Genomic DNA, 20,420 nt, shown 5'->3' with positions numbered 1-20,420 from the left:
TAAGAGAGGGCAAAACGATTAGATAACTTATTTAGCCTAATGAAGAGGCTGTTTTTTATCGTCCAATGTGAAACCTTCTCCAGTTACATCGCGGACATCCATGACGGATACGAATGCATGCGGATCGATGCCGTGGACAATATTTTTTAGACGGACAAGTTCATTTCGTCCGATTACACAGTACAGAACATCCCGGTGTTCTTTTGTAAAATGACCATGACCGTCAAAAACGGTTACGCCACGGTCCATATTATTCGTAATTAGGTTTGCGATCTCATGGGACTTCACCGAAATAATAAATGCACCTTTTGCTGAATAGGCGCCTTCCTGCACTAAATCAATGACACGGCCGCCAACATATACGGCTACTAATGTATACATCATCGAACGGGCATCCAAAAATGTCATCCAGGAAAGGATAATGACAAAGAAATCAAAGCCGAACATCGTTTTACCCATACTCCAACCAAGATATTTATTTGCAAGTCGGGCTAAAATATCGACCCCGCCGGTTGTCCCGCCGAATCGAAACACAATTCCTAAACCGATCCCGACAAATACCCCTGCAAACAACGATACAAGGAATAGATCATCCTGCAAGTTCATATCCACTTCGTATATTTGGAAGATTTTTAAGAATACTGATACGCTAAGTGTACCGATGATCGTATAGATAAATGATTTTTTCCCTAGTAAACGCCATCCTAGAATAAACATTGGAATATTTAATAACAAATTCATTAATGCTGGGTCCCAATTTAGTGTAAAATATAAAATAAGTGTAATACCACTAAATCCACCTTCACCCAGTTGGTTTTGCATATTGAAGTGGACAAAACCGAAACTGAATATTGCGGAACCGATAAGAATTCCGATGATATTCTGTATTTTTATTCCTTGCATAGTAATCCCCCTAAAATCAGTTGAGTAAGAATATATGTGTTGGAGCAGAAAAAAGGTTACATTGTTTATTATGTTTGATTTTGTCGTATTTGACAACAATATGGATGAACGCAAAAATGGCGCATCTTATTACTCAAGATTATTTAAATAAGGATAAAAAGCAACTAACAGTAAAAAGGAGTTTTTTTAGTATGACAATCAGAGTAGCAATTGCCGGTGCACGAGGCAAGATGGGAACAGAAGCAGTACATACAATCATGAATAATGAAGGAATGGAGCTTGTATCAGCACTTGATTATAAAGAAGTCGGTACATCACTAGCCTTACTTGAAGAGTTTCCGAATCATTATGAAGTTCCGATTTATACTAATTTTGTTGAGCTTGTGCGTGAAACAAAGCCGGATGTACTTTTAGATTTAACAAATCCGCTTTGTGTTTATGAACGAACAAAACAGGCATTATTACATAACATACGTCCAGTTGTTGGGACGACCGGTTTTACCGACGAACAACTTGAAGAACTGCAGCAAATGGCAACAGAAAAACAATTAGGCTGTATTATTGCGCCGAATTTCGCGATTGGTGCAATATTAATGATGAAGTTTGCCAAAGATGCCGCAAAATATTTCCCGGATGTGGAAATTATCGAAATGCATCATGATCAAAAGCTAGATGCGCCATCTGGTACTGGTATTAAAACAGCACAAATGATCAGTGAAGTTCGAAAAGCGAAAAAGCAAGGGCATCCGGAAGAAAAAGAAACACATACTGGTGCAAGAGGCGCAAACTTTGACGGCATGCATATCCATTCAGTAAGACTTCCGGGTTTAGTTGCGCATCAACAAGTACTGTTTGGCAGCACAGGTGAATTATTAACGATTCGTCATGATTCATTAAATCGCGGAAGCTTTATGAGCGGTGTTACATTTAGTATTGAAGAAGTAATGAAAACCAATACATTAATCTACGGATTAGAGAACATCATTTAGAAATGGGTTGATAATTATGAAAATAGCATTAATAGCACATGACCGGAAAAAAGATAATTTAATTCAGTTTGCGATTGCGTATCGCGATATTTTAAAAGAGCATGATCTATATGCGACAGGCACTACGGGTACGATGATTGAAGCGGAAACAAGACTTCCGATTACGAAGTTTCGCTCAGGTCCATTAGGGGGAGATCAGCAAATCGGTGCGATGATCGCCAATAATGATATGGATATGGTATTTTTCTTCCGTGATCCATTGACAGCACAGCCACATGAGCCGGATGTCATGGCATTAGTGCGGTTATGTGACTTGTATCATATACCGCTTGCGACAAATATGGGAACAGCAGAAATTCTATTAAAAGGGCTTCAGGAAGGTTTTGTTGACTGGCGCATTTTAGAAGAACGCAGAAAATAAAAAGGCAGTCAATTTTACTTTGTTTCATTTTTGAAGAAAGTTAAAATCGTATAGTTGAAAGGATGGGGAGCCGAATGAAAAAATTAAAAATTGGTATTACATGTTACCCGACAGTGGGAGGTTCGGGTGTAATTGCAACAGAGTTAGGCAAAATGTTAGCAGAACGAGGACATGAAATTCACTTTATTACTTCAAGTGTGCCATTTCGACTTAATAAAATTTATTCAAACGTTTTTTTCCACGAGGTGGAAGTGAATAATTATTCGGTATTTCAATACCCACCATACGATATTGCATTAGCAAGTAAAATGGCTGATGTTGTTAAAGAGGAAAAACTTGATTTATTACATGTTCATTATGCGATTCCTCATGCGGTTTGTGCGGTTTTGGCCCGCCATATGAGCGGCGAGAACTTTGGCATTGTCACAACACTTCACGGAACAGATATTTCTGTTTTAGGCGAAGATTCTACATTGGCACAGGCGATCAAGTATGGGATTGATTGTTCCGATGCAGTAACGACTGTTTCGGAATCATTGAAACAGCAGACATATGCTATGATCGATACGAAAAAACCGATTGAGACGATTTATAATTTCGTTGATGAGGACGTATTTAAGCCTGTGGATCCCGGTAATTTAAAAGAGCAATTTGGTATTTTGCCGCATGAAAAAGTAATTATCCATGTCTCGAATTTCCGTAAAATAAAAAATCTGCCTGACGTGGTCGATTCATTCCTGAAGATTCGTGAGCGCATGCCGGCCAAATTATTATTAGTCGGGGATGGACCGGAAAAGCATCGTGTCACAGATATTGTTAAAGATTCACCTTATACGGATGATGTATTGTTTTTAGGTAAGCAGGAAAACATTACAGAACTTTTTGCAATCAGTGATTTAAAGTTATTGCTTTCAGAAAAAGAATCGTTCGGGCTTGTATTATTGGAAGCTATGGCATGCGGTATACCTGGCATAGGTACAGCGATCGGCGGGATTCCTGAAGTGATCGAACATGGTGTGAACGGCTATTTGGTTCCGCTTGGAGATACGCAAGCTGTCGCGGATTATGCGGTCGAACTGCTGCAGGATGAGGAAAAACATAAAGCTTTCAAAGAAGCCGCACTACAATCGGTACGCGAACAATTCCATGAATCAAAAATGGTTGAACAATATGAACGTATATATGAAAGTGTGGTTGAAAAAAAGAATGATTCCGCAACAATGGCAAGCGGCAAAGGAAGTCATTAAAAAGATTGAACATGCCGGTTTTGAAGCTTTTATTGTAGGAGGAGCGGTGCGGGATTATTATTTGCAAAAAGAAAATAATGATGTCGATATCGCAACGAGTGCATTGCCAGAAGAAATTCAAACAATCTTTTCCCAAACAATTGATGTCGGCATCGCTCACGGGACGGTCATTGTACTGGACTGTGGAGAACCAATCGAAGTAACAACTTACCGGACAGAGTCTACTTACAGTGACCATCGTCGTCCAGATACAGTAGAGTTCGTTCGAAATTTACAAGAGGATTTAAAACGCCGGGATTTTACAATGAATGCAATGGCCCTAAGTCAAACGGGAGAGTACATCGATTATTACAATGGCCGCCACCATATCGACAGCAAAGTTATTTGTGCTGTAGGGGAGCCTGATCAACGTTTTGAAGAAGATGCTCTCCGAATGCTGCGGGCTGTCCGATTTGCTGCACAGCTTCACTTCTCAATCGAGGAAAACACTTTCGAAGCAATCCGGAAAAAAGCAGCATCGATTGAATATGTTGCAATCGAGCGCATTCAAGTAGAACTTTCAAAGATTTTTATCTCTGCTCATGCTGCATTCGGTATTGAATATATGGAAAAAACGAATTTGGGTAATTTTCTATATGGCGATTTTACTTCTTCTGATTGGGCATGCTTTTATTCGGAAGACCGACAAGTTGGCTGGGCATATCTCTGTTTAGTAAACGGCAGTGAATTGACGCTCCTTACGAAGTATCGCTGTTCGAATAAGGATAAGCTCTTCGTGAAAACGGTGTTGGAAGCTTATGAAAGCCTGCTCAGTGGGATGAGCCTTGGTGATCTAATGCGCTTTGATACAACGATTCTTAAAACAGCCCACCAATTTACTATTTGGCAAAATCATAAACTTGAATTGAGTTATGAAGAATTAGTGGCACGAAAGAGCGTATTGCCGATTCAGCATGTGCATGAGCTTGCGATTACAGGAAAAGACTTGTTGGAGTGGTCCCCGAAAAAACGCGGCAGCTGGATTAAACAGACGCTTGATGCAGCAGTGGAAGTGGTCTTAAATGGGAAAGTCCAAAATGATAAACAACAATTAAAGGAATGGTTTTATGCATTTCACGATGAAGGATGAAATTTTGAAACGATTTTTGACTGCGGATGGAGAACCGATTTCCGGCCAAGTGTTGGCGGATGAGCTTAACGTCTCCCGAACAGCAATATGGAAGCATATGCAAACATTGAAACAGGAAGGCTATGAGTTTGAAACGGTAAAAAAACGCGGGTATAAACTGTTATCTGTACCGGATAAAGTGGATATGGGTCAATTACAGCAATTTTTGACAACGGAACGCTATGGCCGACAAGTTCATTGTTATGAAACGGTTGAGTCGACACAGCTTGTTGCGCATGAACTTGTCCGAGCGGGTGCACCGGATGGCACGGTTGTTATCGCTGAGCACCAAAAGGCAGGGCGAGGGCGCATGATGCGTGAATGGGAATCGACAGAAGGACAAGGGATTTGGATGACTGTCATCATACGCCCGGATGTTGCCCCGCACCAGGCCCCACAATTTACTTTAGTTACTGCTGTGGCCATTGTTGAAGCGATGAAGTCGAGTTTTAAAAATTTCACACCTGAAATCAAATGGCCGAATGATATTTTAATTAACGGCAAAAAAACAACGGGAATTTTGACTGAAATGGTAGCTGAGGCTGATCGTATCCAGGCTTTACTCATTGGTATTGGGATTAATGTCAATCAGCAGAAGAGTGATTTCCCTGAACAGCTGCAATCGATTGCAACTTCGATTGCGATTGAAGAAGGAGAGCCGATTGAACGTGTGCATTTCGTCGCCGATGTGCTTGAATCATTGGAGAAATACAGTGATGAATACGTGAAAAACGGTTTCGGTCAAATTAAACAACTATGGGAACAGTCTTCGGGGACAATCGGAAAACAGGTGAAAGCAACAACACTCCGTGAAGTCGTTGAAGGGGAAGCTGTCAGTATTACTGAGAGCGGTGTCCTGGAAATTCGTAAAGAGAACGGAGAAATTATTGGTATTTATTCTGCTGATATTGAACTTTTATCGTAAAGGCCTCGTTAAAAAAAGTTTTTACAGTAATTATTTATTCTGTACGTTTTCTTCCAAACTTGTTATAGTAGCTTTAGGACAGTATCTTAATAGAACTGTACCTGCAACTGCTAGTCAACATTAAAAAAATCTGCTTTGATCTACACAAGACAGAGACGGAAGAAAACGCGCATAAATTAATTCATTTTATACTGGTAATTCGATTCTATTTCCACTTAAAGTATGAAATGTGTTGAATTTACGTATGGTACTACCCTTCTGTCTAATTTTAGATAGAAGGGTATTTTTGTTTTCTTTCCACTTAAGGAGGAAGAATATGAAAACAACTGCACAGTTTTTAAAAATGAAAGAGCAAGGCGAAAAAATTGTCATGATTACCGCCTATGATTATCCCGCAGCGAAATTTTCCGAAGCGGCAGGTGTTGATATGATACTTGTCGGGGATTCCCTCGGGATGGTTGTACTAGGCTATGAATCGACAATGCGTGTAACTGTGGAAGATATGATTCACCATAGTAAAGCGGTTCGCCGAGGTGCACCAGATACGTTCATCGTCGTCGACATGCCATTTGGTTCTTATCACGGAGATGTGAACGAAACATTGAAAACGGCTGTGAAAATGATGCAGGAAACGAATGCAAATGCCGTAAAAGTAGAAGGGGCCGATGATATCGTACCTGTTATTAAGAAGTTAACCGATGCGGGTATCCCGGTAGTGGCACATTTAGGATTGCTGCCACAATCGGCAGGAGTTCTTGGAGGTTATAAAGTGCAAGGCAAAACAGCCGAGCAAGCGGAAAAATTAATAAAAGATGCTCTACTTGTTGAACAGGCAGGTGCATGTGCTGTCGTGCTGGAATGTATTCCACATCAGTTGACGGAAGTTGTCTCGCATAACTTAACGATCCCGACAATTGGTATCGGTGCAGGTGTAAAAGCTGATGGGCAAGTACTTGTATACCATGATTTATTACAATACGGAAAACATCATATACCAAAATTTGTTGAAGCATTCGCACAAGTCGGTGAAGAGGTAGCGAAGGGGATTACGAATTATACAAATGCTGTAAAATCAGGTACATTCCCGACCTTACAACAAAGTTTCACAATGAAAGAGACAGAGCTAATCGAGCTCTACGGAGGCGTAAAATAATGAACGTATTAACAACAATAGCCGAGTTGCGGGAAGTAGTTCAAATGGCAAAATACAATCGCCAATCAATCGGTCTTGTCCCGACAATGGGTTATTTACATGAAGGCCATCTAACATTGGCTGCAAACGCACGCAGCGAAAATGAACTTGTTATCATGAGTATATTCGTCAACCCAACACAATTTGGTCCAAATGAAGATTTTGAATCATACCCAAGAGATTTACCACGCGATACAGAATTGGCAAAATCGGTAGGGGTAGATTATATATTTGCACCGTCTGTAGAGGAAATGTATCCACACAATGGAGGGATTTCTATTCGTGCAGGACGGCAGGCGCATATTTTATGCGGAGCGACCCGTCCTGGTCATTTTGACGGAGTTTTGCAAGTCGTGGCGAAGCTCTTTAATTTAGTACAGCCGGACCGTGCTTATTTCGGTCAAAAGGATGCCCAGCAAGTGGCGATCATTCAAACAATGGTACGCGATTACAATTTCCCGGTGACAATCCGTGTTGTTCCGGTTGTACGCGAAGAGGACGGTTTGGCAAAATCAAGCCGCAACGTTTATTTGTCTGCTGAAGAACGTTCACAGGCACCTGCAATTCAGCAGGGACTACAACTGGCGAAAAGAGAGCTGTTGGAATCCGGAAGTGTGGAATCGGCAATTGCACTCGCAAAAAGAATCATTCATGACAACACGGATGGCCACGTTGATTATTTAATGATTTTATCTTACCCGGATTTACAGGAAATTGATGATCGGACAGAGCAAATCGTTGTTGCAGCTGCCGTTCAAATTGGTAAAACACGTTTAATCGATAATTCAATTTTTTCATTAAAAGGGGAAGTAATCCATGTTTAGAATGATGATGAACAGTAAAATCCACCGTGCCCAAGTGACACAGGCAGATTTGAATTATGTTGGATCCATTACAATAGATGAAGATATTTTGGATGCGGTTGGAATGCTGCCGAATGAAAAAGTTCATATTGTCAATAACAACAACGGAGCACGCTTTGAGACGTACATTATCGCCGGAGAGCGTGGTTCAGGAGTTATTTGCGTAAATGGAGCAGCAGCTCGTCTTGTTCAAAAAGGTGATATTGTTATCATTATTTCTTACGTGTATGTGGATAATAAAGAAGTTGCCGAACATACTCCGACTGTTGCGATTATGGGGGAAAACAATACAATTAAAGAAATAATCGAATACGAACCGGAAGCAACAATTATGTAAAATTTAAATATGAAAAGCTGTCATGAAGGATTATTCCTATATGACAGCTTTTTTTATATTACATTTTTGGTTTAAAAAGGATATTTTTGTAATTTTTATATCATCTCCTTGTAATCTTTTTGAAATATTAAATGTGTAGACTTGGATTTAGCTTTATTTTACAAAATAGACAAAAGATACAGGGGGAAATAATTAATATGTTTCAAAATAAACTATTATTTAGCTTTGCCTTCTTTGTGGTCACTGCCTTATTCTTCACAAGCGCGGCAATTGCAGCAACGCATACTGTGAAGAAAGGTGAGGAATTGGATGAAATTGCAGATCTTTATGACACATCAGTATATACATTGCTTGAATTAAATGAAGTTAACGACATAGAAGAAGTAACGGAAGGCTTCGTACTGAAATTACCGGATCATATTCAAAATAAGAAGGTTCCGGTTGAAAAAAAGGAGAAAAAGGAAACAATTGATGACTTTGAAGTTGTTAAAACTTTAACAGTTGAAGCAAGCGCTTTTACAGCATACTGTAAAGGATGTTCGGGAAAAACGGCGTCGGGAATTGACTTGAAGAAAAATCCGGATATTAAGCTGATTGCGGTTGATCCAAAGATTATCCCGCTTGGAACGAAAGTATGGGTGGAAGGGTACGGAATTGCAGTTGCTGGTGATACAGGCGGTTCGATTAAAGGAAACCGAATTGATGTTTTTGTTAAAACAAAAAAAATCGCGCTTAATTGGGGACGTAAAAATGTAGAAATTAAAGTATTAAAATAACGAATAAATGGGCGGCGAATGCGATTGGCATTTCGCTGCTTTTTATTTGTGTGAATATTGGGAATTAAAAGAATATCGGTGGCCGAATTGTTGCATTCACCATACTGTAATGCTAATGTGAAAAATGAGGTGGTATATATGGAAAAATTTGATTTAGCCGTCATTGGTGCAGGGCCTGGTGGATATGTAGCGGCAATCCATGCCGCAAAAAGCGGGTTAAAAGTAGCGCTTGTCGAAAAAGATAAAGTTGGTGGTGCCTGCTATAATGTCGGCTGTATTCCATCAAAAATTATGCTTGAGCATAGTAAGCTGGTGCAGGAAATTCGGCGCGGAACTGATTGGGGTGTGACGGTACCAACGATTAATATTGATTTTCCGAAGTTAATGCAGCGAAAAGATCAAGTGGTTGATGAACTGTTATCTAATATTGAAACATTTATCGGAAATGCACAGATCACAATGTTTCGGGGGAAGGCGACAGTGACCGCAGAACGAAAAGTGATTATCGGTAATGAGGCGTTTACAGCAGATCATGTCATTTTAGCAACAGGCAGCCGTCCGTTCGTTCCGCCATTTAAAGGGCTTGAAAACGCCAATTATCATACGACGGATACGTTTTTTTCGATCCAGGAGCTGCCGAAACAATTAACAATCATCGGAGGCGGGGTCATTGCAATTGAAATGGCATTTGCTTTAGCGCCAATGGGAACAAAAGTAACCGTATTAAACCATAGTAAAGATATTCTGCAAACAGAAGAACCGGATGCACGACCGATTATTAAAGAAAAAATGAAACAACTGGGAATTGAACTTGTGACCGACTTTACATTTGAAGAAATCCATGCTGACCATGTTCAAACATCAATCGGCAATTTCCCGTTTGAAAATTTACTGTTTGCTACAGGGCGCCGACCAAACACTGAAATTGCTGAAGCGCTGGAAATGCAGATGGATGGCCGTTTAATTAAAGTAAATAATCACTATGAAACGAGTATTCCCGGTATTTATGCGATAGGTGATTTAGTCGGCGGATTCCAGCTTGCCCACTCTGCAAGTGCAGAAGGTGTACATGCAGTAGACTATATTTTAGGAAAGCATCCGAAAGTGATCAATCAGCAGGAAATCCCGCGATGTGTATATACACATCCTGAAATTGCGACTTTCGGCATGCTGGAACACGAAGCACCTGCAGATAGTATTGTAACGAAGATGTATTTACCTACGAACCCTAAAGCATTGCTTGAAGGAAATACACAGGGCTTTATGAAGTTTGTGGCGAGTCCTGAAGGTGATATTTACGGGGCATGTGTCGTTGGTGATGGCGCGACGGAAATGATTAACTCTATGCTTGCGGCAAAAGTATTAGGAGGATCAGTAAAAGATTTGGCAAGGCTTATTTTCCCGCATCCGACGGTCAGCGAGCACGTCGGCGATGCGGCACGTTCTGTTTTCGGAAAAGCGATTCATGCAAAATAACTTGTTGCTACGGTGCAGTTGAGATGTACCGTAGTTTTTTCAATCCAATTTCTTTTTTATTGTGCTGAATTCTACTATACTTGTTGTATACAATTCCAACATGAGGTGACATATGAAAAATCAGTCAATGGAGCTTGTAGAAAAAGAAGTGGAAAACACATTATATCAATGTATTGATTTTAATATAGAAGAAAACTATATTGCGATGGGACAAGAGTTTGCTAAGGTGCTCGCGCTACTGCAGGAACATGGTCTTATTAGTCCGGCATTAAAAGTGATTACTGACCCGGAACAATGTCTGACGGAAACGCGTATATTGCTCGAAAGTCTGCAGGAAGCGCAAAAAAGGCATACTTCACGGAGAAAACTGCTGACACATCGGCATATTTTAAATGTATGGCTTAGAAAAAATCAGTATTTTCAGCGAGAGGTTTTACCGGGTTTTTTCTAATCTATCTCTTTGTTTATGTATAAGAAATATTCAGATAATGATAAAATGTTATTGCTTTTTCTTTTTTTATTGTTTAAAATAAAGCTAATCTTATACGAAGCAAGGCATGGTGGAGTCAGTCAAATCTGGCTCCTTCATGCCTTTTTGTATGGAAAAGGGGGATATTATGTTTATTTTTCAAATTGTTATCGTACTATTGGCTACTAAACTCGCAGGACATTTATCAGTACGTTTAGGCCAGCCTTCAGTACTCGGTAAAATTCTGATCGGTATCATTATCGGTCCTGCAATGCTTGGCTGGATTACTGACAATGAAATTATGCAAACATTCAGTCAAATAGGGGTAATTTTATTAATGTTTTTAGCCGGTTTGGAAACAGACCTGGAAGATTTAAATGCAAATATGAAGGGGGCAATTTTCGTAGCAATTGGCGGTGTCATTTTACCGATTGCAATGAGTTATCCGTTAGCATTGGCATTTGGCCTTACACAAGGTCAGGCGATTTTCATCGGATTAACATTAGCCGCTACATCTGTAAGTATTTCGGTTCAGACATTAAGTGAAATTGGGTGGCTGAAGAGTAAAGAAGGTTCTACTTTGCTAGGAGCTGCTGTACTGGATGATATTATCGTCGTTGTGTTAATTGCAATTGCAATGAGTTTCCTTGTAGGGGATGATGTTTCGATTCCAGCATTAATCGGCGGAAAAGTATTCTTTTTTGTTCTATTGGCTGTTGTAATGATATGGGTGATTCCGACATTCTTAAAACTGTTTAGCCGCCTGAAGGTAACGGAGGCCCTGTTAAGCGGAGCACTTGTTGCATGTTTTGCTTTAGCTTACATAGGAGAACATTATTTTGGTATTGCTACAATTATCGGAGCGTTCTTTATCGGTATTGCGATTGGACGTACTCCATTTAAAGATACAGTCGAACATAAAGTAGAACCGATTGCAAACGGGTTATTTGTGCCATTCTTCTTCGTAAGTATCGGATTGTCCGTTACATTCGCTGGAATTACAGAAAATATCTGGTTCTTAGTGATTTTCTCGATCGTGGCAATTATATCGAAGCTTATCGGTTCTGGTCTTGGTGCAAAATTGGCAGGCTTCAGCTGGAAATCTTCAACAGGTATCGGTGCCGGGATGATTTCTCGTGGTGAAGTTGCACTGATTCTCGCGGGTATGGGATTATCAAGCGGATTGCTGCCGGCGGAAGATTATACACCAATGGTAATCGTAATTATTATTACAACGTTGGTTACACCACCAATGTTAAAAGGTATTTTCGGAAATCGTTCAAATTTAATTGATTAATCTAGTTGAATGATTCCTCAAATTGTTGTATTCTATGTTTTAGGTGCCAAAACCTCGGTGAAGATTTAGTCTTCACAACAAAAGCCTCCACCAACAGCACGGATTTGCTGGGAAGCTTTTGAATTGTGCAGGGAGATGAGCCCCTGCACACCTATACATAGTATATTAACCTAGTGTTGTCCTTGAGGCGGCACTAGGTTTTTTTGTCGCCAAATAAAGTAGAGGTGCCCTTAAATTTTATTAGAACATTTAGGATATATTAGAAAACTTGGATGGATATTCGAATAACCGGAAAGGATATTAGCACAAACGGGACTTATTTTAGAACAGTTAGCGGTTATATTAGAAAATCGTGGCTTTATTAGAATAAATAAAATTTTATTAGATGATTTTAAAATATATTAGAACTTTTAGAACGTTCATATATCGGCTCTAACTCTATATTTACGAACGCAGCATTCCACCTCCACGTTTCAGCCGTTCTATCCAATTACATGACCTCATCACCTCCAGTATGATAAAATGCCGTTATATTACTTGAACTGTGAGTTGAAGAAAAATGAAGGAAAGTCAAAAATATGCGATTGTGGACATTGAAACAACAGGGCATTCCCCTGCAAGCGGCGACCGTATGATTCAAATCGCCATTGTCATTATGCAAGGTTGGGAAATCGTTAAAAAATATTCTAAATTTATTAATCCGGGAAAACCGATTCCGTTATTTATACAGGATTTAACTAATATTACAGACGAAGATGTAAAAGATGCTTTACCATTTGAAGCGCATGCGGATTATATTTATGAGCTGCTTGAAGGGGCTGTATTTGTAGCCCATAATACAGATTTTGACTTGAACTTTTTACAGGCGGAGTTTAACCGTGCCGGAATATCGAAATGGCACGGAAAGAAAATCGACACGGTTGAATTGACTAAAATTTTGTTCCCGATGTCGTTAAGCTACAAATTATCGGATTTAGCGAATGATTTTCATATCGAGCTGCAAAGTGCACACCGCGCGGATGACGATGCACTCGCGACAGCGTACCTGCTTAAACGTTGTTGGGAAGAGCTGTTAACATTGCCGCTCGTTACTTTGGAGCAATTGCATAAACGTTCTTTCCGTTTGAGAACAGACTTGTCCCAGCTGTTTTTTGATGCGCTTGTCATTAAACGCAATAAAGCAATAACGGATGAAGGGCATGTCTTTTACCGTAAAATCGCCATCCGCAAAATGGCACCGACGCCAAAAAGTGATGGAGATGAACTTGTTTACCCGCAAACAACAGATGAAAAGATGGCCTTATTATTAAAAGGGATTCCCGATTTTGAAGAGCGCCCGCAGCAGTTTCAAATGATGGACAGCATATGGCATGCATTCAACGCAAAGGCGGAACATGTCATTGAAGCATCAACGGGAATCGGAAAAACAATGGGTTATTTAGTGCCGTCGATTTATTATGCTAAGAAAACGAATCTGAAAATAGGAATCAGTACGTATACTTCTCATTTGCTGGATCAGCTTATGCAAAATGATATTCCGATATTGGAACAGGCGCTTGGCCAGCCGATTAAAATGACCTTGTTAAAAGGGATGAATCATTATATCGACGTCGAAAAATTCGAGAAAGAGCTTAAGACACAGGATGTTTCATATGATCAGACATTTACAGTACTGCAAACACTTATCTGGCTTTCGAAAACGGAGACGGGTGATTTAAGTGAACTGAATGTGTCGGGTGGTGGCCAGCTGCTCATTGATAAAATCCGAAAGACCGCATTGCCGAAAACGACAATGCCACTTTATGATTTTTATTCACGTGCAATTCAAAATAGTCGCCAGGCGGACATTATTGTGACAAACCATGCGATGCTGCTCAGTGATCTTGTACGCAATGAACAGATTTTTAATTCATTAGGCGGCTGGGTAATCGATGAGGCCCATCAGTTTATACAAGCTGCAATCAATCAGCACGAAAAAATATTCACTTATATGAATTGGAAATATTTATTTGGACAAATTGGTATACAGGAAGATGAACAGCTATTTTATAAAATCCGTCGAGTGGCAATAAAAAAACAGTTGTTGAATTATCAAACACTTGATCAGCTGGAAAAGCGCTATATTCAAATGGTCAATGCATTTGATACGGCAATGACGGCATTGCTTCGAGGAGTGAAAGAAGCGCATCATCACCAGACTAAGCAACTTCAGAAAATCGAAGTTTTCATTTCTGAATTGAAATTAGGTCGTGAAGTTTTAATGAAAGTTTCACTCACTGTGCAGCAATGGGTGGATGAAGCGACCGAGCTTATCCGGAAGTTTACTTCAAGTGTGGAAGAGCTTGCACCGGAGCATGAATATTTAATTGAGCAATGGCAGTATATCGTCAATGAGTTTACAATAAAACTGGCAGAATGGGACGATGTATTTTTAAGTGAAAATCCTGACTATTCATGCTGGCTTGAGCTGGACCAGCGCAGTGTACCGGGCAGTATCCAGCTCTATAAAAAACCGATTGAAGTGACATCAACGATCAGGAAACTTTTTGATCCGATCCGTGAAAAAAGCGGCATCGTCTGGACATCCGGTACGTTAACAGTACCAAGTAATGAGCGTTTTATTACGAACCAGCTTGGGATCAATCCGACGATCCCGATTGAAAAGCTGCATGCGGACCCGAGTTATTATGACGGGGCAGAAGTGTATATTGTCAATGACATGCCTGACATTCAGGCCGTTTCACAGTCTGAGTATATCGAAGAGGTTGCACATGCCGTTACAAATACAGTGCGCATGACGAATGGAAGATGCTTTGTTTTATTCACGTCACAGGACATGCTGCGTAAAACAGTCAACCTTATACAGGAAAGTGAATTGTTAAGCGACTATATGATTTTTGCGCAAGGTGTGACATCCGGAAGCCGTATGCGATTATTAAAGTCTTTCCAAAAGTTTAATCATTCCGTATTATTCGGAACGAACAGCTTCTGGGAAGGGGTCGATGTACCGGGCGACGGTCTGTCTGCGGTCATTGTTGTAAGGCTGCCGTTTTCTTCACCGGAAGAACCTGCGTTTAAAGCGCGGGCTAATTATATAACGCAGCAAGGGCGAAATTCCTTTACAGAACTGGCCCTGCCGGATGCCATTATCCGGTTCAAGCAAGGATTCGGCCGATTAATTCGTTCCAGCCATGATAAAGGGGTATTTATCGTTTTGGATCGACGGATTGAAACGAAATCATACGGACAACAGTTTATCGAGTCATTACCGCCAATTTCTATACAAAAACTGCCTCTACACAGTATGGTGCAAAGCTTAGGAAATTGGTATAATGAAAAACGATGAGGAAGGAAAGCAGGTTGACAAAAATGAAACAAAACTTTAAACAACATACAAATACATCGGATTGCAAGGTGCAGTTATGAAAAACTGGATTATCTTTTCGGTTGTCTTTATTTTATCTTTGTCGCTTGTTATTTCAGTGTTCGTATTTTGGAAGGCCAATGCACCGTTTAGTGAAATAGAACAAAAGGCGGAAAGTTTTGCGCTGGATACGAAAGCACTTGCTGTTGTTGATGATTCCTATGTTTACAATGGGAATAAGCCATATGTCACTGTTTTCGGAGTGGATGAGTATGGGAAGGAAAAGGCAGTCTTCGTCCCGATGAGTTTAGATGAGAATTCAATGCAGGAAGTATTTTTAGCAGATGGCATCACTGAAGAAAAGGCGTTGTCTGTTTTTCAGGAAGATACTGCTGCGAAAGAGATTCTTCATATGAAGTTAGGATTCGAGGAGCCGGGTCCAGTATGGGAAATTACCTATAAAAATGAATCCGGCAGCTTGAATTATGTCTATCTTCTATTTGAAGATGGGCAATGGTGGAAACGCATATTGAATTTGTAGAGGAGAGAGCAACATGAAACAATTGTTGGCAAATCGTGTAAAAACTTTAACACCATCTTCTACTTTAGCGATTACAGCTAAAGCGAAAGAGTTAAAGGAGCAAGGTATTGATGTAATTGGTTTAGGTGCAGGGGAGCCGGACTTTAATACACCGGAGAATATTTTAAATGCAGCAAAACAATCGATGGATGCTGGACTGACAAAATATACACCGGCTGGAGGTTTACCTGCTTTAAAGAAAGCAATTATTGATAAATTGGCTCGAGACAATAATCTTACATACAAAGCAAATGAGATAATCGTTGGTGTCGGAGCAAAACACGTTCTGTATACATTGTTCCAAGTTATTTTAAATGAGGGCGATGAAGTAATTATCCCAATTCCTTACTGGGTATCTTACCCTGAACAAGTGAAGCTTGCTGGCGGTGTTCCTGTATATGTGGAAGGAACACAGGAACAGAATTTTAAAATTACAGCACAGCAACTACGTAATGCCATTACAGAGAAAACAAAGGCGGTGATTATTAACTCGCCGTCCAATCCTTCTGGTATGATTTATTCGAAGGAAGAATTGGCTGAGCTTGCACAAGTGGCAGAAGAAAAGGATATTTTAATCGTTTCAGATGAAATTTATGAAAAGCTTGTTTACAATGGAATAGAACATTATTCAATTGCGGAAGTTTCAGACGCAGTGAAAGCACGTACAATTGTTGTGAACGGTGTTGCAAAATCTCACTCTATGACAGGATGGCGCATTGGCTATGCAGCTGGTGACGCGACAATCATTAAAGCGATGACGGATTTAGCATCTCACTCTACTTCAAATGCAACAACAACAGCACAATATGCAACGATTGAAGCATATAACGGCTCGCAGGATGCAGTAGAAAAGATGAGACAAGCGTTTGAATCACGTTTAGAAGCGATTTTCCCGAAATTAGCAGCAATTCCTGGTGTGAAAGTATTAAAGCCACAAGGTGCTTTCTACTTATTGCCGGATGTTTCGGAAACAGCTGAGAAAACAGGCTATACTTCAGTGGACGATTTTGTATCGGCACTATTAACAGAAGCAAATGTTGCGGTCATTCCAGGTTCAGGATTTGGTGCACCAGCGACAATACGTTTATCGTATGCGACATCTTTAGAATTATTAGAAGAAGCAGTTCGCCGAATCGATGCCTTTGTTAAAGCAAAATGGCAAGATTAAGCGTCCTTGCAACATAAGCTTTGGAGGACTTTATGAAAAAAATTATGATTAAAGATATGCCAAATCATATTGGCGAAACAGTAAAGATTGGTACATGGTTAGCTAACAAACGTTCTAGCGGTAAATTAGCTTTCCTACAGTTACGTGATGGCTCGGGCTTTGCGCAAGGTGTAGTTGTAAAAGCAGAGGTGGGCGAAGAACTATTCGCAGTAGCTAAAGGCATGACACAGGAAACATCGATGTATGTTATTGGTGAAGTTAAAGCGGACGAGCGTTCTTCTTTCGGTGCTGAGTTAAATGTTACAGGTATCGAAGTAATCAGTCCTGCTAAAGACTACCCAATTACACCAAAAGAGCATGGTACAGAATTTTTAATGGATAACCGTCACTTATGGTTACGTTCTCGTAAACAACATGCAATCATGAAAGTACGTAACGAAATTATTCGCGCAACATATGAATTTTTCAATGAAAATGGCTTTACAAAAATGGATCCGCCAATCTTAACAGGTTCTTCACCTGAAGGTACGTCAGAGCTGTTCCATACAAAATATTTCGATGAAGACGCATTCCTATCTCAATCTGGTCAGCTTTACATGGAAGCTGCTGCAATGGCATTAGGAAAAGTATTCTCGTTTGGTCCTACATTCCGAGCAGAAAAATCTAAAACACGTCGTCACTTAATCGAATTCTGGATGATCGAGCCTGAAATGGCATTTGTAGAGCATGATGAAAGCTTGGAAGTACAGGAACAATACGTATCTCATATCGTACAATCTGTACTGAAAAACTGTAAGCTTGATTTAGAGCGTCTAGGCCGTGATACATCAAAACTGGAAAACGTGAAAGCACCATTCCCGCGTATTTCTTATGATGAAGCGATCGAGTTCTTACATGAGCAAGGCTTTGATGATATCCAGTGGGGTGATGACTTCGGTGCACCACACGAAACAGCAATTGCCAACCATTACGACAAACCAGTATTTATCACATGCTACCCGATCGGTATTAAACCGTTCTACATGCAGCCGCACCCAGAGCGCGATGATGTCGTTTTATGTGCAGACTTAATCGCTCCTGAAGGCTATGGTGAGATTATCGGTGGTTCTGAACGTATTTATGATTATGAATTAATGAAATCTCGTTTAGAACAACATAACTTATCGATGGATGCATATGCATGGTATTTAGATTTATGTAAACAAGGTGCAGTACCTCACTCAGGCTTCGGTTTAGGGTTAGAGCGTACAGTTGCATGGATTTCCGGAACAGAACATATCCGTGAATCTATCCCGTTCCCACGTTTATTAAACCGTTTATATCCATAATTAATTTTAATTTATACAACGAGAAAACGTCCGGAATTTTGCCGGGCGTTTTGTCGTTACGAGCGCACAAAGGGGGATTCAACTATGTCTAAAAATTTTAATCGAATCCGCGTTTGGACGGAGCAATTACAAATTACTATTCCACAATTATATTTTAAACATTATAGCGAACTAAATATACAAGATGACGAAGCATTAATCATTCTACATTTATTAACGTTCGAACAGGAAGGAATCGACTTTCCGACACCAAATGATTTAATGCAGCGGACAAATTTCCAATTGACGGCTATTTCTCAAATAATTCAACGCTTAATGCAAAAAGGATATGTCGAAATTTCTCAAAGCACTGATGAGTCTGGACGCCTTGCCGAGAAATATTCGATTTATCCTTTATGGGAAAGACTGCTGGATCTGCTGCAATCAAAAGCACAACAACAGGTTTCAACTGCCAACAAATTGGACGAGGCGAAAATTTTTCAGCTGTTTGAACAAGAGCTGGGACGCCTGCTTTCTCCAATGGAAATTGAAACAATCGGTATGTGGATGGACTTGGATCAGCATAGTCCTGAAATTATAAAAGCTGCATTAAAAGAAGCGGTACTTGCTGATAAAGTGAACTTACGCTACATTGACCGTATTTTGATCGAGTGGAAGAAGCGCAACATAAAAACACTCGCACAAATTGAAAAACATAGTGAGCAATACCGGAAAAATACGATGGCCGCAGCACCGATTCAACCGGTACATCAGCAAGAAACAGTTCAGAAAACGGAAAAAGTTTCTTTCTATAATTGGTTAGAGGAGCGAGAATAGGAGGACACCAAAACTTTTATGTTAACAAAAGCAAAATGGAATCACTTTTTAGATGAGATGGATCGCATGTTTCCGGATGCACATTGTGAATTAGTGCATGACAATCCGTTTGAGTTGACGATTGCGACATTATTATCTGCGCAATGTACGGATGTCCTCGTCAATAAAGTGACGAAACAATTATTTCAAAAATATAAAACTCCGCAGGATTATTTAAACGTTTCGCTTGAGGAACTGCAAAATGATATTCGTTCAATTGGCCTTTACCGGAATAAAGCGAAAAATATTCAATTATTATGTGCACGTCTGTTAAATGAATATGGCGGGGAAGTTCCGGCATCTCGTGAAGATCTTGTCACATTGCCAGGTGTCGGCCGTAAAACAGCGAATGTTGTCTTGTCGGTTGCATTTGATATTCCTGCGATGGCTGTCGATACGCATGTAGAGCGTGTCTCGAAGCGATTAGGGCTTTGTCGTTGGAAAGACAGTGTGCTGGAAGTAGAAGAAACAATCATGAAAAAAACGCCGATTGAACGATGGAGCCGTGCACACCATCAAATTATTTTCTTTGGTCGTTATCATTGTAAAGCGCAAAATCCCGGCTGCGGGTCATGTCCGTTATTGGATGACTGTCGGGAAGGGCAAAAACGTTTGAAAAAAGGTTTGGTAAAAATAGGATGATTTCAGTTCAACAAGAGGCAATTTCAAAAGAAGTGGTGGACGCTTGGTACGGTGAATGGGAGACAATGCGTGAAACGATTCACGCAGCCCATGAACGACGTGACGGATCAGCACAGCAATTCATGGTAGAAGGAATCGAACATTTTGAACAGTTTATTGTAAACGGTTCTATTACAGATATACCGTTTTCAGTGCAAAGCGAGTATGAGCTCATGCCAATCAACGGGATGGAACGACTGCAGTTTATAAAAGCTCGTCCAGGGCAATATGCATGCTATCGTCAATTGGACGAACTTTATAAAGAAACGAAAAAGCGCTGCGCAAGGCTGAGAATGAAAAAGTAAAATAACCGAACAATCGTTATTTTTCAACTTAAATAAAAAAGAAAAAAACATCAATTTTTCTCCTTGTGAGAAAAAT

General features: G+C 40.1%; 20 protein-coding genes. 19 read left to right on the top strand and 1 reads right to left on the bottom strand.

All coding sequences use genetic code 11. The features are described from left to right. Window positions 1–36: 36 nt before the first annotated feature. The gene (locus ACQKN3_RS07790) at window positions 37–903 is read right to left on the bottom strand and encodes a YitT family protein (protein ID WP_427710636.1); all 867 of its coding nucleotides are present in this window, start codon (window positions 901–903) and stop codon (window positions 37–39) included. Window positions 904–1,094: 191 nt separating this feature from the next. Here ACQKN3_RS07790 and dapB point away from each other — a divergent pair, with 191 nt between their 5' ends. The 19 genes from dapB (at window position 1,095) to ACQKN3_RS07695 (ending at window position 20,344) form a co-directional block, all read left to right on the top strand. Next, window positions 1,095–1,892: a 4-hydroxy-tetrahydrodipicolinate reductase gene (dapB, locus tag ACQKN3_RS07785; protein WP_427710633.1), complete on the top strand. Its 798-nt coding sequence runs from the start codon at window positions 1,095–1,097 to the stop codon at window positions 1,890–1,892. Window positions 1,893–1,908: 16 nt separating this feature from the next. Continuing rightward, a complete protein-coding gene (gene mgsA, locus ACQKN3_RS07780; RefSeq protein ID WP_251688844.1) occupies window positions 1,909–2,313 on the top strand; it encodes a methylglyoxal synthase in 405 nt (134 codons plus the stop codon). A 74-nt stretch (window positions 2,314–2,387) separates the two neighbouring features. Continuing rightward, window positions 2,388–3,560, top strand: a complete 1,173-nt coding sequence (gene bshA / locus ACQKN3_RS07775) for an N-acetyl-alpha-D-glucosaminyl L-malate synthase BshA (protein WP_251688842.1) — start codon at window positions 2,388–2,390, stop codon at window positions 3,558–3,560. Next, window positions 3,484–4,689, top strand: a complete 1,206-nt coding sequence (locus ACQKN3_RS07770) for a CCA tRNA nucleotidyltransferase (protein WP_427710630.1) — start codon at window positions 3,484–3,486, stop codon at window positions 4,687–4,689. Before bshA ends, ACQKN3_RS07770 begins: the two co-directional genes overlap by 77 nt. Beyond that, window positions 4,667–5,653, top strand: a complete 987-nt coding sequence (locus ACQKN3_RS07765; protein ID WP_251688838.1) for a biotin--[acetyl-CoA-carboxylase] ligase — start codon at window positions 4,667–4,669, stop codon at window positions 5,651–5,653. Before ACQKN3_RS07770 ends, ACQKN3_RS07765 begins: the two co-directional genes overlap by 23 nt. A 316-nt stretch (window positions 5,654–5,969) precedes the next feature. Continuing rightward, window positions 5,970–6,806, top strand: a complete 837-nt coding sequence (panB, locus tag ACQKN3_RS07760) for a 3-methyl-2-oxobutanoate hydroxymethyltransferase (RefSeq protein ID WP_251688836.1) — start codon at window positions 5,970–5,972, stop codon at window positions 6,804–6,806. After that, window positions 6,806–7,669, top strand: a complete 864-nt coding sequence (gene panC / locus ACQKN3_RS07755) for a pantoate--beta-alanine ligase (protein ID WP_427710627.1) — start codon at window positions 6,806–6,808, stop codon at window positions 7,667–7,669. The genes panB and panC overlap by 1 nt, the downstream gene beginning before the upstream one ends. Continuing rightward, entirely contained in the window at window positions 7,662–8,045 is a 384-nt protein-coding gene (gene panD, locus ACQKN3_RS07750) for an aspartate 1-decarboxylase (RefSeq protein ID WP_251688834.1), read from the top strand. The genes panC and panD overlap by 8 nt, the downstream gene beginning before the upstream one ends. Before the next feature lie 197 nt (window positions 8,046–8,242). Further along, window positions 8,243–8,821 carry a 3D domain-containing protein gene (locus tag ACQKN3_RS07745; RefSeq protein WP_285848801.1) on the top strand — a complete coding sequence of 193 codons (579 nt, stop codon included), beginning with the start codon at window positions 8,243–8,245 and terminating at the stop codon, window positions 8,819–8,821. A gap of 138 nt (window positions 8,822–8,959) precedes the next feature. Beyond that, a complete protein-coding gene (gene lpdA / locus ACQKN3_RS07740; RefSeq protein ID WP_251688833.1) occupies window positions 8,960–10,297 on the top strand; it encodes a dihydrolipoyl dehydrogenase in 1,338 nt (445 codons plus the stop codon). A 112-nt stretch (window positions 10,298–10,409) separates the two neighbouring features. Continuing rightward, complete coding sequence (locus ACQKN3_RS07735) at window positions 10,410–10,748, top strand: transketolase (RefSeq protein WP_427710624.1); 339 nt, start codon at window positions 10,410–10,412, stop codon at window positions 10,746–10,748. 166 nt (window positions 10,749–10,914) lie between these two features. Continuing rightward, window positions 10,915–12,063 carry a cation:proton antiporter gene (locus tag ACQKN3_RS07730; RefSeq protein WP_427710622.1) on the top strand — a complete coding sequence of 383 codons (1,149 nt, stop codon included), beginning with the start codon at window positions 10,915–10,917 and terminating at the stop codon, window positions 12,061–12,063. Window positions 12,064–12,622: 559 nt separating this feature from the next. Continuing rightward, window positions 12,623–15,409, top strand: coding sequence for an ATP-dependent DNA helicase DinG (gene dinG, locus ACQKN3_RS07725; RefSeq protein ID WP_427710620.1), 2,787 nt, complete (start codon window positions 12,623–12,625; stop codon window positions 15,407–15,409). A gap of 76 nt (window positions 15,410–15,485) precedes the next feature. Continuing rightward, window positions 15,486–15,968 (top strand): DUF5590 domain-containing protein, encoded by a 483-nt coding sequence (locus ACQKN3_RS07720; RefSeq protein ID WP_251688829.1) that lies wholly within the window; start codon window positions 15,486–15,488, stop codon window positions 15,966–15,968. Window positions 15,969–15,981: 13 nt separating this feature from the next. Beyond that, window positions 15,982–17,175: a pyridoxal phosphate-dependent aminotransferase gene (locus ACQKN3_RS07715; RefSeq protein WP_251688828.1), complete on the top strand. Its 1,194-nt coding sequence runs from the start codon at window positions 15,982–15,984 to the stop codon at window positions 17,173–17,175. 32 nt (window positions 17,176–17,207) lie between these two features. Next, window positions 17,208–18,503, top strand: coding sequence for an asparagine--tRNA ligase (gene asnS / locus ACQKN3_RS07710; protein WP_251688827.1), 1,296 nt, complete (start codon window positions 17,208–17,210; stop codon window positions 18,501–18,503). An 84-nt stretch (window positions 18,504–18,587) separates the two neighbouring features. Next, window positions 18,588–19,319, top strand: coding sequence for a DnaD domain-containing protein (locus ACQKN3_RS07705; protein WP_427710617.1), 732 nt, complete (start codon window positions 18,588–18,590; stop codon window positions 19,317–19,319). An 18-nt stretch (window positions 19,320–19,337) separates the two neighbouring features. Then, window positions 19,338–20,000: an endonuclease III gene (gene nth / locus ACQKN3_RS07700; protein ID WP_251688824.1), complete on the top strand. Its 663-nt coding sequence runs from the start codon at window positions 19,338–19,340 to the stop codon at window positions 19,998–20,000. Beyond that, window positions 19,997–20,344: a YpoC family protein gene (locus ACQKN3_RS07695; protein ID WP_427710615.1), complete on the top strand. Its 348-nt coding sequence runs from the start codon at window positions 19,997–19,999 to the stop codon at window positions 20,342–20,344. Before nth ends, ACQKN3_RS07695 begins: the two co-directional genes overlap by 4 nt. The last annotated feature ends 76 nt before the right edge of the window (window positions 20,345–20,420 follow it).

The sequence above is a fragment of the Solibacillus sp. NPDC093137 genome (assembly GCF_050280445.1).
GTDB classification, from domain to species: Bacteria; Bacillota; Bacilli; order Bacillales_A; family Planococcaceae; genus Solibacillus; species Solibacillus isronensis_B.
This window is presented reverse-complemented; position numbering and strand designations above follow the sequence as displayed.

What these genes read in the sequence shown, in the direction of transcription:
- ACQKN3_RS07790 (WP_427710636.1), bottom strand. Translation starts at nt 903, where the DNA reads ATGCAAGGAATAAAAATACAGAATATCATCGGAATTCTTATCGGTTCC.
- dapB (WP_427710633.1), top strand. Translation starts at nt 1,095, where the DNA reads ATGACAATCAGAGTAGCAATTGCCGGTGCACGAGGCAAGATGGGAACA.
- mgsA (WP_251688844.1), top strand. Translation starts at nt 1,909, where the DNA reads ATGAAAATAGCATTAATAGCACATGACCGGAAAAAAGATAATTTAATT.
- bshA (WP_251688842.1), top strand. Translation starts at nt 2,388, where the DNA reads ATGAAAAAATTAAAAATTGGTATTACATGTTACCCGACAGTGGGAGGT.
- ACQKN3_RS07770 (WP_427710630.1), top strand. Translation starts at nt 3,484, where the DNA reads ATGAACGTATATATGAAAGTGTGGTTGAAAAAAAGAATGATTCCGCAA.
- ACQKN3_RS07765 (WP_251688838.1), top strand. Translation starts at nt 4,667, where the DNA reads ATGCATTTCACGATGAAGGATGAAATTTTGAAACGATTTTTGACTGCG.
- panB (WP_251688836.1), top strand. Translation starts at nt 5,970, where the DNA reads ATGAAAACAACTGCACAGTTTTTAAAAATGAAAGAGCAAGGCGAAAAA.
- panC (WP_427710627.1), top strand. Translation starts at nt 6,806, where the DNA reads ATGAACGTATTAACAACAATAGCCGAGTTGCGGGAAGTAGTTCAAATG.
- panD (WP_251688834.1), top strand. Translation starts at nt 7,662, where the DNA reads ATGTTTAGAATGATGATGAACAGTAAAATCCACCGTGCCCAAGTGACA.
- ACQKN3_RS07745 (WP_285848801.1), top strand. Translation starts at nt 8,243, where the DNA reads ATGTTTCAAAATAAACTATTATTTAGCTTTGCCTTCTTTGTGGTCACT.
- lpdA (WP_251688833.1), top strand. Translation starts at nt 8,960, where the DNA reads ATGGAAAAATTTGATTTAGCCGTCATTGGTGCAGGGCCTGGTGGATAT.
- ACQKN3_RS07735 (WP_427710624.1), top strand. Translation starts at nt 10,410, where the DNA reads ATGAAAAATCAGTCAATGGAGCTTGTAGAAAAAGAAGTGGAAAACACA.
- ACQKN3_RS07730 (WP_427710622.1), top strand. Translation starts at nt 10,915, where the DNA reads ATGTTTATTTTTCAAATTGTTATCGTACTATTGGCTACTAAACTCGCA.
- dinG (WP_427710620.1), top strand. Translation starts at nt 12,623, where the DNA reads ATGAAGGAAAGTCAAAAATATGCGATTGTGGACATTGAAACAACAGGG.
- ACQKN3_RS07720 (WP_251688829.1), top strand. Translation starts at nt 15,486, where the DNA reads ATGAAAAACTGGATTATCTTTTCGGTTGTCTTTATTTTATCTTTGTCG.
- ACQKN3_RS07715 (WP_251688828.1), top strand. Translation starts at nt 15,982, where the DNA reads ATGAAACAATTGTTGGCAAATCGTGTAAAAACTTTAACACCATCTTCT.
- asnS (WP_251688827.1), top strand. Translation starts at nt 17,208, where the DNA reads ATGAAAAAAATTATGATTAAAGATATGCCAAATCATATTGGCGAAACA.
- ACQKN3_RS07705 (WP_427710617.1), top strand. Translation starts at nt 18,588, where the DNA reads ATGTCTAAAAATTTTAATCGAATCCGCGTTTGGACGGAGCAATTACAA.
- nth (WP_251688824.1), top strand. Translation starts at nt 19,338, where the DNA reads ATGTTAACAAAAGCAAAATGGAATCACTTTTTAGATGAGATGGATCGC.
- ACQKN3_RS07695 (WP_427710615.1), top strand. Translation starts at nt 19,997, where the DNA reads ATGATTTCAGTTCAACAAGAGGCAATTTCAAAAGAAGTGGTGGACGCT.